This window comes from Magnetococcales bacterium, assembly GCA_015228815.1.
Lineage (GTDB): Bacteria > Pseudomonadota > Magnetococcia > Magnetococcales > UBA8363 > UBA8363.
The window spans coordinates 1-16,884 of sequence record JADGCV010000062.1 but is presented as its reverse complement, the minus strand read 5'-3'; the positions used below and the strand labels follow the sequence as shown (position 1 = coordinate 16,884).

Here is a 16,884-nt window from a genome sequence, read left to right as displayed (position 1 = left end):
CCGACCTTTGTATGCCATATCTTTAAAAATCAATTTGTTATACTATTCAAGTTGGTCGAATCGCGAAAGATGGGTTAAGAATGAATCTTGAGTTAAAATGATGGACATTATCGCCATCAAACCTTCCTTAGGGGGGGGATCTCCCCCCCGGAATTCTTCATTGTCATTTCGTAACGGGATCCGCAATCGTTATTTTCCGGGCATCCGTTCAAAATAGCGCGCCCGGAAGAGAATGCGTTTGCCCCCGCCCTCTGCGTCATGGAAGGCGTCGCGGGTGTGAAGCACATTGTTGCTGATCAATCCCCAGCCCGCCTCCAGCCGACCGCGGAACAGGTGCGGTCCGGGATCATTGAAAAGACTGCGCAATGCGCCGACTGCTGTCTGGGCCGTGGCATCGGGACGCCAGCGGATGCTGATGGTGCGGTGGGTGTAGCGCATGTGCAAATGTCCATCGACGGGATGGACGGAAAAGACCGGCCCGGAACGCTCCGGACGCGCCACCGCGCCCTGTTCCATCCGGGCGGGAATGGTCATGATGTCGGGTTCCATGAGGGTGCGGATGAGGTCCGGGTTTTGATCCCGCAGTCGGATGTAGGCCAGTTCATGGTCCCACAGGTCGTTCTCTCCCCCCTGATCGGCAGGGCGTTCACAGTAAAGGCACAAGGTGCGGATCTGATGGTCCCAGGGATGATAATAGCCATCGGTGTGCCAGCCGATGGCCGCCTTGCGGTAGGGGATGTATTCGGAAAAAGGGGGGTGGGCGGAACCGCCGGGAGACAGGGCGGACAGTCCCTCGGGGCCGGCGCCCAGATTGTGGTCCAACCCCCGGACGCCCAGTTGCTCCATGATGGCGGGCAGGGGATGGGCAGTCGCCGAGGTTCGGGTCACGGGGATCCGGTAGAGCGCCATGTTGGCCTTGGTACACAGGTCGCGGATTTTTTCCTTTTCTCCCTTTGTCAGGGCAAAGGGATCGCCGATCTCCACCACCAGCGCCGCCAGGGTTTCCGGATAACCCTTCAGTTTTTCATCCTTCCATCGTTGATAGGCTGCGTCGTGATCCGGAATGAAGGGAGAGGTTTGATGCATGCGGTTCATGCCTGTTCCTTTGTGTATGTGACAGGGTTGTCATGGACGATTGTTTCGCGTGCCGGAGAAAGCGTCATTCCATGAGGATTCCGGGAAGATCGCCCTGGGCGGCGCGGGCAAGATCCTTTCGGATATGCGCCTTCAGGTCGGCATGGGTCAAACCGTTCTTGTTGCCCCACTGGTCGCCATGGATCAGATCATCCAACGGGAGTCGGGGGAGCCAGCCGGCGCTTTCCAGTTCTGGTTTGTCGAAAAAATGGCTGACGTATCCAAGGCAGAGATAGGCGATGGGGGTGATCGTGTCCGGAATCCCCAGGGCGGCGCGCAGGGTGTCCGGGTGGATGATGCTCACCCAACCCAGGCCAAGCCCTTCGGCCCGGGCCGCCAGCCACAGATTTTGCACGGCGCAGACGCTGCTGTAGAGATCCATGGCCGGATCGGCGGTTCGACCGATGACGACCGGTCCGGTCCGGTCGCGGTCGCAGGTGACGCAAATATTGATGGGCGATTCAAGAATTCCCTCCAGTTTGAGGGATCGGTAGATGTTTTGTTTTTCTCCCGAAAACATTTCCGCCGCTTCGGCATGGGCTTTCTGGAAACCGGCGTGTACCGCCTGTTTGACCTTGGGGTCGGTGACGACGATGAAATCCCAGGGCTGCATGAATCCGACCGAGGGGGCGTGATGCGCCGCCAACAGCAGACGGCTCAATACCTGAACCGGAATCGGATCCTGTTTGAACTGTCCGCGGACATCGCGGCGGCTGAAAACGGTTTTGTAGAGGCCAGTGCGCTCCGAAGGCGATAACTGGTGATTCCGCAAGGATGCGGCAGGATGGTTTTCCATGAGAGTCCCCTTGGCTTGGAAAACTTGAAGTCCGCTTGGCCAGACGGACGTGGGAGGCAGATCAGGCCGGTCTTCCGACTTGGGATCGTTCCATTCAGACGCCTTCCCAGCCAAAAGCCAGTGGCACTGGTCTGAACAGTCCCCGTCACGGCGTTGGGCACGTACCGGAATGGCACCGGTTTCCCGATTCTTCCCCGACGGATGGACCGGCGGGGACACCTGACTGCGCATTGCCTCATTATGGCCAGCGACCAGCCTCTTTGCAACCCCATGGGGATCCCGGAAATCAATGTTGACATTTGTTCATCGATTGATGTTAAATTTTCTCGGAAGAGTCAACATCATTCAGGTTTCCGGCAGCGTCCGCCGCATGGTTCCTTCGTTCAATCAATCAAGACCGCATCCGCCCTGATTTCAAGAAGATCAATGGATGACGACTGGAGAAAATACTCATGAAATTCAGCCTCAACCACTATCTTCTTGGCGTGTCTCTGGCGCTCGACTGCGTCGAAAGCGAACTCCTTGGCGTGACGACAAACCATGGCAAACGGGTGGCTTATGTCTCCATGCGCATGGCCCAGGCGATGGGGTTGTCGCAGCCCGAGGTGTTCGACATCGTGGCCTTCGCCCTGCTTCATGACAATGGCCTGGCGGAGGAACGTCTGAGCCACGGTTGGACTGGGCGGGATCGCCTGATGGAGGTGGAAGACCTGCCGGCCCATTGCGACATCGGTGAAGGCAATGTTGGCCGTTTTCCGTTTCAGAGCGATCATCGTGAAATCATTCGCTACCACCATGAACGTTGGGATGGAGGGGGGTTCTTCGGTCTGACGGGCGACCGGATTCCAATCATGGCCCAGATCATCGGCATGGTAGACTATACCGACCTTAAAATCTGCTTCGGCCAACCCAACCCGGAAAACCGCGCCGATATTCTGGCCTTTCTCAGGGAACGCCGTGGCCATAACTTTTCCGCGGACCTGATCGAGGTGTTCGCCCAGGTGAGTTCGTTTCCCGCCTTTTGGCTTGATCTTCGTGACGTTCATCTGGTGGCGGGATTGAACCGCAACATGCCCAACCTGTCGCTGGAGATGTCCTGGGAGCGAGTTCTGGAGGTTTCGGGGGTTTTCAGCCGGATCATCGATGCCAAATCGCGTTTTACCCATGCGCATACCAGCGGACTGGTGGAGAAAACGGCATTCATGGCCGATTATTACGGTGTCGAGCCTGAATTGAAGATTCGCCTGCGCATCGCCGCAAGCCTCCACGACGTTGGCAAACTGGCAATTCCCAATGCGATTCTCGATAAACCGGGCCGGCTCGACGCGGAAGAACGGCGCAAGATCGAGGAACACACCTATTATACCCGCATCTGCCTCGAATCGATTCCGGGCTTCGAGGAGATCACCGAATGGGCCGCCAACCATCATGAAAAATTGACCGGAAAGGGGTATCCTCTGGGGTTGGGACCGGAACGCCTTGATCGTTGGTGCCGGTTGTTGACCGTGTTGGACATCTATCAGGCTTTGACCGAGGAACGTCCCTACCGCAAATCCTTGTCCCATGCCCGGACGATGGAAATCATCTGGCCGCAGGTTCATGCCGGAGCGCTGGATCCACAGGCGGTTGGGGATGTCGAACGGGCCTTCTCCTGACGAGACGTCCCGATTTTTTTTCACCGAAAACTGCCCGTTGACATGGAGTCGAAGAGGTGCTCAAGGCGATTTGAATGATCCAACCCATGACATGATAGGAGACGTGCGATGAAAACAAAGGACAATCTCAAGGCGGCCTTTGCCGGTGAAAGCCAGGCCAACCGCAAATATCTGGCTTTCGCCAGGCAGGCCGACAAGGAGGGGTATCCTGTCATTGCCAGCCTGTTTCGGGCGGTGGCGGAGGCGGAAACCGTTCATGCCCATACCCATCTGCGCAATCTTGGCGGCATCAACGATACCCTGACCAATCTGCGTGAGGCCAAGGGGGGCGAGGATTACGAGGTCGCGGAGATGTACCCGGCAATGGTAGCGACAGCCGAGGTCGAAGGAGAAAAAAAAGCGGCCCAGGGGATGCGCAACGCCATGAACGTGGAAAAAATACACAGCCAACTCTATCAGAAGGCCATAGAGGCCCTGGAACGGGGCAAGGACCTGGATCATGAGGAGATTCATGTGTGCGACTACTGCGGGCACACGATTTTTGGCGAGGCCCCGGACCAGTGTCCCATCTGTGGTGCGGGAAAAAGTGCCTACAGGAAGGTCAAATAAGGTATCGACGGGGTTTCCTTTTCTGTTTGCCGTGTTTTCGCGCCGGAGATGGGCAAAACCTTTCTCCATGGTGCCGCTCGGGGAGAACGTCGATCCTGAAATGTGTTTTCCAAGAGGTCTCTACCGGGAAGGGGAATTCCCCTTCCCAAGCCTCCTCGTCTGTCGTTCCATCAGTTCCCAGACAATGCGATCTCCCGGTTCCACGCGCAGGGCGTCATTCCCTGATGCGAATGCGTTCTTCTTCCACAATCCAAAGCTTGCGTTCCGGGGGTTCCTTTTCCATCACGGGCAACAGGCGTTGTATGGTCTCCATGATCGTGACCTTGTCCTGCCAGGCAAGCCGCAACACCACAATTCCCTCGCCCCCGGAAGGGGGATATGCCTGGACATTGGCGAAATCCAGGTCCAACTGACCAGAATGCGCTGTTCCTCCTGACAGATCCGGAACACTTGGCCATCGGACGCCCCGCCCATGGATTGATTCAGGACGCTGAGCGCGTCGTGGCCCGCGCTCCGGAGAAAGGAAGCCGCTTCGGCGGGAAGATTTTCATCGACTTTGAACTTCATGCCACCACCCGACGACCAAAATCCACGATCCTTTCCCTGGCCAGGTCCGCGGCATAGCGGGTCGCGGCGCCAATGGAGTCCTCGGTCAGGGAGGGATAGCTTTGCAGGATTTCCTGATGAGACCGATTGGCAGCCAGATTGTCGAGAATCACGGCCACCGGGACCCGTGTGCCCCGAATGCAGGCCTGGCCATGGCAGATATTGGGATCGGTGGTGATGTAATCGCGCCAGTTCACGACTTTTCTCCTTTGTCTGGAATTCAAACTCCATTGATGCCATCCCGTTGATCCTTCCGTCGGCGATTGCTGTCATGGACACCACGAACACCGATGGAGATCGCATCTCCAGCCTTCAAGCCGCTTTTTCCGGGATCATCATATCGAGAAGTGGGGCGTGTTGTTGCGCGCCGTAGACATCGGTCTCGCCGAAGGCGCCGGAGACGAGGGGGCGTTTGAGGGTGATCTTGATGGCCAGGGCGGGTTCGTAGTGGATGATCTTGAGGATGTCTCCTTCATCGATGCCGTACAGACGGGCAACCGTTTCCGGAGTGAACACCTGGCCATCGCGGACCGCCTCGAATCCGGCGCGATCCTTGAAGAGAAGGTCCAGGGTCAATTCGTAGGGGCCGGCGTTTTTGGAGCGGATGACGTGGACCTCCCGGGTCAGGGGGATCGGACTCATGGGTGGATCTCCAGGGGCGACAGGGGAAAATGAAGACAGGGGTCGGTGACCTCCATCAGGTGATAAAGACTGAATTCATAGGCGGCGCCGATGGAAAAATCGGAGGGGCTGTAGGGAAAGGCCAGATTGCCGGCGGTCGTCAACCGTCCGGGAAAGCCGTAATGCAACAGGGTGCTGCGCAGCAGGGCGCAGGCATTGTCCGCGGTCGTCTGGTCCGGCGCGAGGACTTCCAGCACCAACCCGATTTCATGGGCCGCATGGGGATGGGGTTCCCAGGGACCCATGACGCCGTTGGCGCCGTAACGATGAAAATGAATCCGGGCAGTGCCGTCGATGGCGGGGCGGCATTGCCGTTGCACCTGTTCGAGGACCCCATCCAGGGCGGCGATCAGGCCGGGATCGCGGATTCCGGCAATGCTGATGGTGCGGTATCCGACGCATCGGGCCGCCTCCAGTTTGACCCGGTAGATCGCATCGGCGACAAAACGGCTCCCCCGCACCCGCACCCGGCCATCTCCTTGTTCTTCGTACTGGACCTGTCGCAGATCCAACACCCCTCCTGGTCCCGGCAGGGACAACGGATCGCTCTTTTCATACAGCGAATGGGCGGCGACCGATACCCGGGTAAAACGGCGGGCGGGATTGAGCGATTCCAGGGTGAATCCCTGGTCGTCGAGGAGGCCCAGGACACAATCGCTGCCGCTGCCGGGAAGGGCGGCGATGGCCGCGCACTCAAGAATCTTTCCCAGGTGCAACGCTGGTCCCGGATCCATCCCCCGGGCCAGGGCCAGGGCGGCGAAGGGGACCGGATCGTAACACCGGCCACAGACGATGATGTCGAATCCCTCCTTGAGGGCCGCGACCACCGGTTCGGCGCCCATCTGGGCGACAATGTGGGTCGAGGCCTTGATTGCCGCCGCGGTTGGCGGGGGCACGTTGGTCAGGGAAGAGAGTCGGCCTTCCTCGAAGGCGTGGAGGACGGTTTCGTGGCTGAAATCGGCAGGGATGATGCCCAGGCGGCACGGCATTCGTCGTTCACGGACGATGTCGCGGATGATGTCCAGGGTCCAATCCAGGTGGGGACGGGCGCCACTCCCTCCGGCGGTGCCGATGATGAGGGGAATGCCTGCCTGGGCGCGTGCCAGAAGGAGTCGTTCCAGATCGTGTTTGACCCCCTGGCGGGACACGAAGGGTTTTCCCGAGCCTAGATAATAAGGGCCGGGGTCGGTACTTCCGCCATCCACCGCCAGAAGGTCGGGGGTTCGACGCATGCCTGCTTCGAGGGATGCGTCGGGAAAACCGTATCCGAGGATGGCGGTCGGAGAGAGCACTTTGAGACATGAATGATCCATGATCGATCTTTATGAAAAATTATTGTCGCGGGCCGGAGGGCATCGCTCCTCCGGCTGTTTCCAGCAGTCGCATCGCCAGCGCCACGGCCTCTTCCAATTGTTCCATTTCCAAACGCAATGGTGTCTCGTCTTCCTTCTTGGCCGCCAGGGTTCCCATCCGGCGTGCATGGCGAAAGACACCCGACAACCCATAGCTGCCCGCCAAACCCGCCAGTTCCGCGGCAATTCCCGATACTTCCGACCGGGCTTCTTTCGCCAGGGAATGGCGCAGCCGTTCCATGAACCGGGTCATCGAACTCATGGCCGTCCGCGCAAAGTCGTCCAGATAGGTGTCTCCCAGGTCCTTGCGAAAGTCGGCCAGACGCATTTCGGCATGAATGATGTCGGAAAGAACCTCACTGGCCTGTTTCAGTGGTTCGATCAACGATGCAACCAGCGCGGTCTCCTGGTTCATTCCCCCCCGTTCCAACAGGCCCGCCAGGGCGCCGACCCGTTTGCCTCCCAACTGAAGGCTGCTTCCCTTGAGGGTGTGGGCCGCCTCGGTCAACCGGGGCCATTCGGAAGCGGCAAACGCATTTTCGATGGCCTGGACCCGTTGCCGCAGAACAGTGAGAAAAAAACGGACCGTTTGTTCGAAGTCCTCTTCCAGGTCTTCTCTCATGGCCAGAAACATGTGGCGATCAAGGTCGGGTGACTCGTCGGGCGTCTGGACGACCGGTCCGCAAGCCATCGTATCGTTCGCGCCGAGCCAGCGCAGCAGGGCCGACTGCAATCCCTTGATCGAAATCGGCTTGGTCAAATAGTCGTCCATCCCCGCATCCAGGCATTTTTCCCGATCGCCGCGCATGGAAAAGGCGGTCAGGGCGACGATGGCGGTCCGTTCCCCTTTTTTTTCTCCCTGGCGGATTTCACGACAGGCGGAAAAACCATCCATGCCGGGCATCTGGCAATCCATGAACACCAGGGCGTAATGTCCCTTCTGAAACAACGCCACCGCCTCGTGACCGTTCTGGGCAAAGTCGGGATGGATCCCGAACCGTTTCATCATCCCCTGGATGACGGCGCGGTTGACCGGATCATCCTCGGCGACAAGAACGGGCCGATCCGGGGGAATGGTTCCGCAATCGGCGTGTTTCGGCGTTTCCTCGCGAGAAACCGGTGGCGCCTGGCCTGCTTTCAAGGGCAGCGTGACGGAAAACAACGACCCCTTGCCCGGTTGGCTCTGGACCTCGATCGTCCCCTCCATCATCCGCGCCAACCGGTGGGAAATGGCCAGTCCCAGGCCGGTGCCGCCATATTTGCGCGAGGTGGATTGTTCCGCCTGTTCGAACATGCAAAACAAACGTGATATTTGTTCCTGGTCGAGGCCGATGCCACTGTCCTGAACAGCGAAACGGACCAGGGAACGCCCCTGTTGTTCCCGAACCATCCCGGCCCGCAGCGAAATCAGCCCCTGGTGGGTGAATTTGACCGCATTGGACAGCAGATTGAAAAGAATCTGCCGGATCCGGGTTGGATCTCCATGCACCGTTTCCGGGAGTTGTGGATCCAGTTCAAGGTTCAGGGAGACCTGCTTGTCGCGGACAAACCCCCGCGCCAGGGCAAAGACCTCCTCCAGAAGCCCCCTCGGGTCGAAATCGATCGCCTCCAGTTCCAATTTTCCCGCCTCGATCCGGGAATAGTCGAGAATGTCATTGATGACGGTCAGGAGGGTCTGTCCCGAGGAACGGATGACCCGAACGTGGTCCCGGCCCGTTTCATCCATCGGAATATCCTGGAGGAGTTCCGCCATGCCGAGCACCCCGTTGAGGGGGGTACGGATTTCATGGCTCATGGTGGCCAGAAAGGTGCTTTTGGCCTTGTTGGCCAGTTCCGCTTCTTCCTTGGCCTTTTGCAACTGTTCCTCGTAGCGCTTCTGACGGGTGACGTCCGAGAAGGTCCAGACCCGGCCCGAAACCATTCCCTCCTGGATCAGGGGAAACGATTGACGTTCAATGATGCGTCCATCCTTGAGGTCGAGTGTATCGCTGCTGTTGTCGCCGGCATGGCCGGGCATCTTGAATTTGGAGCTGAGAAGATCGGCGTTTTCCACCTTGGGTTTCATATGATCGATCAGGGATTCGATCGCTTCGAGATGGAGGATTTCCGGCAACACGTCCCATTGCCGGGCAAAGGCGGAGTTGGTATGGGTGATGGTGCCGTTTTTTCCGATCACCAGGATGCCGTCGCGGGTCGATTCCAGGGTGGCCCGGAGCAGGGCTTCATCCTTCTGGATGCGCCGACGTTGTTCCTGGAGTGCCAGATGGGTTTGGATGCGCGCCTGGACGATGGCTTCGCGAATCGGTTTGGTGATGAAATCGACCGCGCCGAGGGCCAGTCCTTCCGCTTCATCCGCCTCGGAATCCCGGGCGGTGATGAATATGACACAGACATCGCGGGTGACCGGATCGTTGCGCAGCCGCCGGCAGACCTCGAAGCCATCCATCCCCGGCATGACTACATCGAGCAGAACCATGTCCGGACAGGGAGCGCGGCGCATTCGTTCCAGGGCTTTTTCCCCGGACGTGGCCACGGAAATGCGATAACGCTCCTTCAGCGCCGTCCCGAGGACATGGATGTTGTGCTGTTCGTCATCGACGATGAGAATTTGTGCCCGAGTGTGCTCCATGGCCTCCATCATCCAGCGCAAAGCCGTAACGCAACCCACCGACCGAAACTCCAAGGATCGATTCACGGAAGAACAATCCTTGGGAAACGACGTTTGTCACCCGATCCATCACCCGGTGTCAATGTCCGGCATCCCGCACCGCCGATTCCAGATCCTGGACAAGTTTTCGTGCCTCGGTGAACTCGAAGGCGAGCGTTGCCCGTTCGATCCGAGCGTACATCGCTTCATGCCGTCCTGCCAGGGAGATATGTATCGGGTGGAGCATGTCGGTGGCGGCGTAGTCTTCTTCGGCGAGGAGTCGTTCCAGTCGGGCCAGATGCCGGCCCAACAGGAGTGTTTCGGCGGCGTTGGTGGGAACGTCCACATCCGGGGCGATGATCGTGGCGGACAGGGAGGACAGCCCCGCCATGACTTCGGCATGATGTTCGCCGAAGGCGGCCAGGGCCGAATCATCCCATTCTTCCTTGTGCAGGATGGCTTCCAGCCGGCTTGCCGACCGATACAACCGGAGCGCCCCCAGATTGCCCGAAAGTCCCTTCAACGTATGCAGTCGTTGCAATGCGTCCGCGTTTTGTCCCTCCCGCAATCGTTCGGTGATTTCTCGCGGCGCTTCCCGCCACTCCCGATGAAAGCGGATCAGCGAATGAAGCAGAAGACGTTGGTCGCCATGAACACGCTTGAGGGCGTCGTCCCGTTGAATTCCGGGAAGATCCGCGGGAATCATGGTGATCTCTTCCGTCGCGACGAATGGCGAGACATCCTGCGGCGATGGAACCATGGCGCCAGGTTCGAGCCAGCGCGCAAGGACCGACCCCAGAAGGTCGGGGTCGATCGGTTTGCCGATGAAATCGTTCATCCCTGCTTCAAGGCACTGGTTGCGATCTTCCGGCAAGGCGTGGGCGGTCATGGCGATGATGGGCAGATCGCGGAATCGCGCTTCCCGGCGAATGATCCGGGTCGCGGCGTATCCGTCCATGACCGGCATCTGCACGTCCATGAAGACCAACGCCACCCGCTCCCGTTGCAACAGTTCCACGGCCATTCGTCCGTTGGCCGCCACCAGGACCGTCAGGCCGAACCCCTGCAAAAACCGGGTTGCCACCTCTTGATTGATTTCATGATCCTCGACCAGAAGGATCCGGCCCGAAAAACGTGGCGACCTGGTTGCAACCGAGGTGTTTTCTTCGGTGGTTTCCTGGGGGGGGATGGGTTCCGGGGCACGGCGCAAGGCCTGGGTGATGGTATCCAGAAGATCGGAGGGGAGGACCGGTTTGTTGAGAATGCCCGCCAGGCACAGATCCCTGGAGCGTTCGATGACCTCTTCACGGCCAAAGGCGGTGACCATGATGATGGTCGGAATGTGGCCCGAATGTCGCGCCTTCAGGGATCGGGCAGTCTGGATGCCATCCATTCCGGGCATGCGCCAATCCATCAGTATGACGGCAAAAGGTTCCGCGGCGGGATCGTCCCGAAGCCGGGAACACAGGCGCATCGCTTCTTCTCCGGAGGCCGCCGTGGTCACGCGGAAGGCCAGGCTTTCGAGCATTCCCGACAGAACCTCGCGGGCGCTTGCATTGTCATCCACCACCAGAACCCGCAGATTGCGCAGTGCCTCCGCCGGGATGGGCGATGCGCCCTGACGGCCCTTTTCCCGGGTGAAGGGAAGTTCGAAATGAAACCGGCTGCCCTGGTTGGGTTCGCTTTCGACCGTGATCACCCCGCCCAGACGTTCGACCAATCGTTTGCTGATCGCCAGCCCAAGCCCCGTTCCACCATATTTGCGTGTATGCGAAATGTCCGCCTGGGAAAACGGCTTGAAGAGGCCCGCCATTTCTTCGACGCTCATGCCGATGCCGCTGTCCGTGACGGAAAATCCGATGACAACCTCGGTCGCGGTCTCCTTGACCGGTTCCAGCGTCACCGAAACCTCGCCCCGTTCGGTAAACTTGATGGCATTGCCGATCAGATTGATCAAAATCTGCCGCAAACGTACCGGATCCCCAAGGAGTCGCGTTTCGGGGCTTACGTGACATGAAATCACCAGTTCCAACCCTTTTTCGTCCGCGTTCCCCGCCAGAAGCTCGATCACCTCGTCCAGGAGAAGCACCGGTTTGAAACCGATCCGCTCCACGCTCAATTCGTTCGCCTCGATCTTGGAATAATCGAGGATGTCATTGATGATGCCCAGGAGTGCCTGGGAAGAGTTGCGGATGGTGCGGACATATTTTTTCAGCAGGATCATCGAATCCGTGCCCATGGCCAGGTGGCTCATGCCGATGATGGCATTCATCGGGGTTCTGATCTCATGACTCATATTTGCCAGGAAAAGGCTTTTCGAACGGTTGGCCCGGTCGGCCTGATCCCTGGCGAGGACAAGTTCTCCGGTTCGATGCTGGACCATTTCCTCTAGTTTTTCATTTGAGATTCTTAATGTATTTCTTATCTCCTCCTGGGCAAGTTCCTTTTCTCGTTTCATGCGGTTGATCTGATCGGCGAGCGCCAGGGAAAACAACACTGCTTCCAGCCAGCTGCCTCCCCGTCCAACCCAGAGGGTCCAGTCGGTGGTGACCAGAAGCGAGTGATAGCGCAGTTGATTGATCAGGTAGGCAATGATGAGCATTCCCCACCCAAGAGAATAGAAACGAGCCTCGCTCATTCCCTTGCGCCATAGCCAGATTCCCGCAATCGGGAGCAACAGCAACGGAAAACTTCCCATGAGAATCAATGTAAAGGCCAATTCTTTATAGCCAATCAGCAATAAGAAGATCACCAATAAATAAACAAGAATCATGAGTGAAACAAATCGATCGATACGTGGCAGCGTTTCACGGGTGTTCAGGAACGACCTGCTGAATTGAATCCCGGTGATTGCCAGGAAACACGGAGTGATGAATGGCAGATATTCCGTCAGGAATGGAGAATCGTGATAGAGATAACGGTATCCTTCTCCCGGAATGCAAAGTGTGGTGGACATCAGGGCGATCAGGAAGATTAGGTACCAGAAATAGGAAGATCGTCGTGTTGATAAATAGATAAATAAACTGTAGAAAAAGATGAAAACAAGGCTGCCGTGGTAAGCGCCTTTCAGATGGCCCATATGTTCCTTGTATTCCACGAATTCGGTCGGGGTCCAGAGACGCAGTTGGGTTTCCATGGCGCCGAACGTTTCGAAGGAGAAACGGACGAAGACCTCGCCCACCGTGGCGGCTGGGAGTTCCAGGGGCATGACGACCGATTCGAAGGGGATCGGTCGGTGGTCGAAGGGGCGGCGGTCGCCCAGTGACCAGATGGTCCGTGGGTGGGTGTCTCCCGTGACAAGCAGGTACAGGTCCACCTGGTCCAGGCTTGGATAGGTCGAATGGATGATCCAGGCGACTGGCCGCGAATCCGGATTGACCACAGAAAAATGGACCCAATAGGCGGCGGCGGTGCGGCCCAACAGAGTGACTTCGGAAGGATAATTCCTGAACGCCCCCTCTTTCAAAAGGTATTGTGCATCTTCGATGGTCAGGGACCGTGTGTCATCGACCAGAAATCGGGCATTCGGTGTGACGACCCGACCGTTGAGCGGTTGTCGGAGGTTCAGTGGAATGAGCGGATGGAGTTTATTGGTCGCTCTGGTTTCGGAATGGAGTCTACCGGGCAGAACGGCCAGGAGCAGGAACCACACAGCCGCAAGCATCGGACCGGACCGGGCCATCCACCAGGTTCCGGATCGGGTGTGCGCGAAGGGTCGGTCGGAGATCATGCCTCAGGCAACCCCTCGGGCCTGAAGAAAACGGGCGGCTCTGTGGTCATCGTTCATGATGTGTTCCACCAACCAGCGTTTGGCGATGGCCAGCAGATCGATGGCCACGGCAAAATTTCCCGCTTCGTATTTTCCGGTCAACTCGGTCACGGCGGTAATGAGGCCGTTGTGTGCCCGTCGATGCTGGTCGCGTTCGTGGTACTGGTATTGATCGTACCAATCCTCTTCGCGCTTGAAATGAAAAACCGTGTAATCGGTCAGTTCTCCGAGGGTGTGCCGGATCGCCGCCATGCCGCTTCCTTCGCGCATTCGATCGTGCAGCCTATTGACAAGATCCAATAATTTCTTATGGTCGTCATCCATCGCCTCCAGGCCGGTGACCAGTTTTTCATCCCATGGGAAGAACTGCCTGGGTTTTGTGTCTTCGAGGATTTTTCCCAGAAAGACCTTGTCGAGCAAATGGAACATCCGTTGATTGGCCGTGATGAAGGCCTCGAATTTCCGGACGGCCTCGAGACGGTCGGGCGTCGCGGATCCACGGAGAATGGCGGCTGTTTCCACGGCCAACAGATGGACCTCCTGATGAATGGCGACCAGTTCCTGAAATACCTTTGAGGAACCGCGATGGACCAAACCTTCACCATGAAGCCAGCGGCCAAGATCGGATCCATTGGCGGGGGCGATCTCGTTGGGATCCAGGGTGATCCGTCCGGGAATGGCCTGTTCCAACCTGTTTTGCAGGTTCAGATACTGTTCCTTGACGGCTCGAACGTCGAAAGCGGGGGATCCGACCACCAGTTCGATCTGGGTGGCGAACAGGGCGCCGCTCATGTTTCCCAATACCGTTCCCATGTGATCGAACTGAAACGCCGAGCCGCGCATCAAGCGTGCCGTCGTGGCGGCGGAGGCGATCTGAATCCCCACCGCGTCGGAAATCGCTTCGATGGTGACGGTGGATCTTTGAATGGCACGGGCCCCGTCGAGCGAGGTTTGGCTGTCCAGGGCGACCTGATCGGCGGCGGCAGCCACTTCCGAGGCGTTGCGGGCGATGGCGGAGGTTCCGGCGGCAGCCTCCACCGCGGCGTTGGCGACTGCCTGTGACGCGGTATTCAACTCCCTGGCGTTGTCGGTGACGGCGGTGGCGGCCATGGCGACATCATTCATTGCCGTGAGAATGGAATGGGTGGTTTGCGCCTGAAGATTCACCGATTGGGTGATGTCTACATTGGTTTGATTGATGCGGTCGATGCTTGCGACGATCCCCTGGTTGGCGAGGGTCACTTCACGCGAAATCTCCTGAATGACTTGTGTCTTCCGACGGATCAACCCCGTCGCTTCGGTCGTTTGCCGGGCGAGCCCTTTCACCTCGTTGGCAACCACCGCGAATCCCTTGCCGGCTTCTCCGGCCCCTGCGGCCTCGATGGCGGCATTGAGTGACAGCATGTTGGTCTGGGAGGCGATCCTGCCGATCATGTCCACGACTTCCCCGATTTCGGACGCAGCCTTGGCCAATCGTTCCATGACCCCCTGGGCGGCATGCGAAGTTTCCATCGCCCGTTGGGATTCCTGGCTTGCGTTGCGGCAGCGGTCGCGAATATCGGCCAGGGCGGTGGTCAGCTCTTCCACCGACCTCGTGACACTCTGTACCGACTGATCGACCTGATTCAGGCTTTGATTAACGCCGCCGATGGTCGTGGTGATCCGTTCGGCGGCGGCGGCGACGGTAGCGATATTGGTGCTGGCGGTTTCTGTCCCGGCGGCAATGTGACTCACCTTGGCCGAAACCTGGGACGCGGCGGTGGCAATGTGAATGATGGTATCGGTGGCCTGATCGGCGGCAATCTTGACCGAGGCGATCTCCTGGGCCAGCGTCGCTTTCTGCCGTTCCAGACCTTCCACGACATCCTGGGCGTTTTTCGCATCGTTTCCCACCAGGTTGCGAATCTTCAGCAGCTCGGTGGCGCAGGCGATGATCGAACCCGAATGCAGGTTGACGACCGACATCAACTTTTCCATCGTGTCGGCCATGCGATTGAGTTCTTTCCCGATGGCGCCGATGCGCCCATTCGTCCCCCTGGAAAGGATCCGGGAGGTCAGGTCTCCCTGGGCCAGTTGCCGGACGACCGCACGGAGGTCTTGCAAAGGAAGGAAAATGAAACGAACCATGAATCCGCCGCTCAAAATGAGCGCAACAACCAGGGCGAACACCAGTCCCGAAAGGACCGACGATGGGAGGCCCGACGTCACCATCCAGCCACCGATCCCGAAAAAAAGAAATGCCGACAGTCCCAATGGCACAATGCCACGGAAGGTCCTTGCCCGATCTTTCAATGGTACAATACCGTCCATTTCGTTCATCTCCATTTCGATGCCGTTGGCATGAATCACTGCATGGGTGGTCCAATCCATTCATAATTCCAAAACCGGGTTCGGCGAAAGCGAAAAGGGGGCGTCTGTGAATATCTTGTTGACAAATTTTTAATTAATAATCAATATCCATGGTTTCGGAAGATCAAGCCCTTGGAATTTCTGGGCGGTTACGAAGGAAGATGGGATGACGCCATGAATACGCCAATGGCACATGTTCACCTGCTCGAAGATGATCCAAGCATGAGGTTTCTGCTGGGATCCTATCTTGAAAAGTCGGGTTTCCGTGTCAGTACTGCGGCCAATGCGGGCGATTTTTTCGCGGCCCTTGCGCGACGCATGCCCGACTGTGTGCTGTTGGATCTGGGGTTGCCGGACGAGGATGGATTGGTGGTGGCACGAAAGCTCAGGCAACGCTCGGACGTCCCCATGATCATCGTCACCTCGCGACAGGAGGAATCGGATCGGTTGGCGGGTCTGGAGATGGGGGCGGACGATTATGTGGTCAAACCTTTTCATCCTCGTGAATTGATCGCCCGAATCCACAACCTGCTCCAGCGCTCCGTGCGCCGTGGCGGCGCCACGAATCCGACCGCCTCATCCGAATCTTCGTGGATTTCCCTTGGTGAATTATCGATCGATTTCGGCAAAAGGCGTGTCGTGGTCCGGAATGATCACCAGGCCATCGTTCTGACTCCGGGCGAGTTCGATTGCCTTGCCGCCCTGGTCCTTGCCAAGGGCGATTACGTGACGCGGGATCAACTCAAGGATGCCATTTCCAATCGCGATGACCCGCCCGATGATCGTACCGTCGATTCGATCATCTGCAAGATCAGGCGAAAGATCAGGAAGGCGGGGTGTCGTTCCGAGATTGTACGCACGGTTCGCGGTCACGGTTACCAGATCGATACCTAAGTTTTCGAGGCCTGAAGAAAATAAGAATTTCCGGGTAGCCCATTCGGGTCTCCCCACACCTTCGCCCGATGGCCGTGTCAGGATGCGAATACCTCGTCCACGGAATTGGCGAAGACGAAGTTGTCGCTCCAGACTTCGATCAGTTCCAGGTTTGCCGACCTTACCTTCTCGATCACCTGGTCTGGCATCGGACCAAACTTGCGGTGCATCTGTTTGAGGAGTATGGATGCGGCTTCTTCCTTTCGTCCTTCCTTTCGTCCTTCCTTTCGTCCTTCCTGTCGTCCCTCCTGTCGTCCTTTCGTAATCAATTCTTGTGCAAACAGGGACATCATCTTTATTTCCTCCTCGGGACGTACTCTGCGGATGATTTCACGTACCGTCGGTTCGTCGTA

General features: G+C 58.0%; 13 protein-coding genes and 1 riboswitch. Of the genes, 3 read left to right on the top strand and 10 right to left on the bottom strand.

The window, feature by feature from the left end:
• Positions 1–189: 189 nt before the first annotated feature.
• Both HQL76_16920 and bluB read right to left on the bottom strand, forming a co-directional pair.
• The gene (locus HQL76_16920) at positions 190–1,086 is read right to left on the bottom strand and encodes a TauD/TfdA family dioxygenase (GenBank protein ID MBF0110851.1); all 897 of its coding nucleotides are present in this window, start codon (positions 1,084–1,086) and stop codon (positions 190–192) included.
• 73 nt (positions 1,087–1,159) lie between these two features.
• Positions 1,160–1,930 (bottom strand): 5,6-dimethylbenzimidazole synthase, encoded by a 771-nt coding sequence (bluB, locus tag HQL76_16915; GenBank protein MBF0110850.1) that lies wholly within the window; start codon positions 1,928–1,930, stop codon positions 1,160–1,162.
• 46 nt (positions 1,931–1,976) lie between these two features.
• Positions 1,977–2,168, bottom strand: a riboswitch (cobalamin riboswitch).
• A gap of 214 nt (positions 2,169–2,382) precedes the next feature.
• On the opposite strand from bluB, the gene HQL76_16910 reads away from it, so the two are divergent.
• On the top strand, positions 2,383–3,585 hold the full coding sequence (locus HQL76_16910; GenBank protein MBF0110849.1) for an HD domain-containing protein: 1,203 nt from the start codon (positions 2,383–2,385) through the stop codon (positions 3,583–3,585).
• 108 nt (positions 3,586–3,693) lie between these two features.
• Positions 3,694–4,194, top strand: coding sequence for a rubrerythrin family protein (locus HQL76_16905; GenBank protein ID MBF0110848.1), 501 nt, complete (start codon positions 3,694–3,696; stop codon positions 4,192–4,194).
• A gap of 282 nt (positions 4,195–4,476) precedes the next feature.
• Here the strand turns inward: HQL76_16905 and HQL76_16900 are convergent, their stop codons facing one another.
• The 7 genes from HQL76_16900 to HQL76_16870 all read right to left on the bottom strand — a co-directional run bounded on the left by HQL76_16900 (position 4,477) and on the right by HQL76_16870 (position 15,619).
• Positions 4,477–4,761 (bottom strand): DUF5615 family PIN-like protein, encoded by a 285-nt coding sequence (locus tag HQL76_16900; protein MBF0110847.1) that lies wholly within the window; start codon positions 4,759–4,761, stop codon positions 4,477–4,479.
• Complete coding sequence (locus tag HQL76_16895; GenBank protein ID MBF0110846.1) at positions 4,758–4,997, bottom strand: DUF433 domain-containing protein; 240 nt, start codon at positions 4,995–4,997, stop codon at positions 4,758–4,760. The genes HQL76_16900 and HQL76_16895 overlap by 4 nt, the downstream gene beginning before the upstream one ends.
• Before the next feature lie 115 nt (positions 4,998–5,112).
• Positions 5,113–5,442, bottom strand: a complete 330-nt coding sequence (locus HQL76_16890) for a DUF4387 domain-containing protein (protein MBF0110845.1) — start codon at positions 5,440–5,442, stop codon at positions 5,113–5,115.
• Positions 5,439–6,794: an acyclic terpene utilization AtuA family protein gene (locus HQL76_16885; protein ID MBF0110844.1), complete on the bottom strand. Its 1,356-nt coding sequence runs from the start codon at positions 6,792–6,794 to the stop codon at positions 5,439–5,441. The genes HQL76_16890 and HQL76_16885 overlap by 4 nt, the downstream gene beginning before the upstream one ends.
• A gap of 19 nt (positions 6,795–6,813) precedes the next feature.
• Positions 6,814–9,528 (bottom strand): response regulator, encoded by a 2,715-nt coding sequence (locus HQL76_16880; protein ID MBF0110843.1) that lies wholly within the window; start codon positions 9,526–9,528, stop codon positions 6,814–6,816.
• 52 nt (positions 9,529–9,580) lie between these two features.
• Complete coding sequence (locus HQL76_16875) at positions 9,581–13,210, bottom strand: response regulator (protein ID MBF0110842.1); 3,630 nt, start codon at positions 13,208–13,210, stop codon at positions 9,581–9,583.
• A gap of 3 nt (positions 13,211–13,213) precedes the next feature.
• A complete protein-coding gene (locus HQL76_16870) occupies positions 13,214–15,619 on the bottom strand; it encodes a bacteriohemerythrin (GenBank protein MBF0110841.1) in 2,406 nt (801 codons plus the stop codon).
• Between the two features lie 153 nt (positions 15,620–15,772).
• Here HQL76_16870 and HQL76_16865 point away from each other — a divergent pair, with 153 nt between their 5' ends.
• Positions 15,773–16,492: a response regulator transcription factor gene (locus HQL76_16865; GenBank protein MBF0110840.1), complete on the top strand. Its 720-nt coding sequence runs from the start codon at positions 15,773–15,775 to the stop codon at positions 16,490–16,492.
• A 77-nt stretch (positions 16,493–16,569) separates the two neighbouring features.
• Here the strand turns inward: HQL76_16865 and HQL76_16860 are convergent.
• Positions 16,570–16,884: DUF4351 domain-containing protein (locus tag HQL76_16860; GenBank protein MBF0110839.1), on the bottom strand; the 315-nt coding region annotated here is incomplete at its 5' end.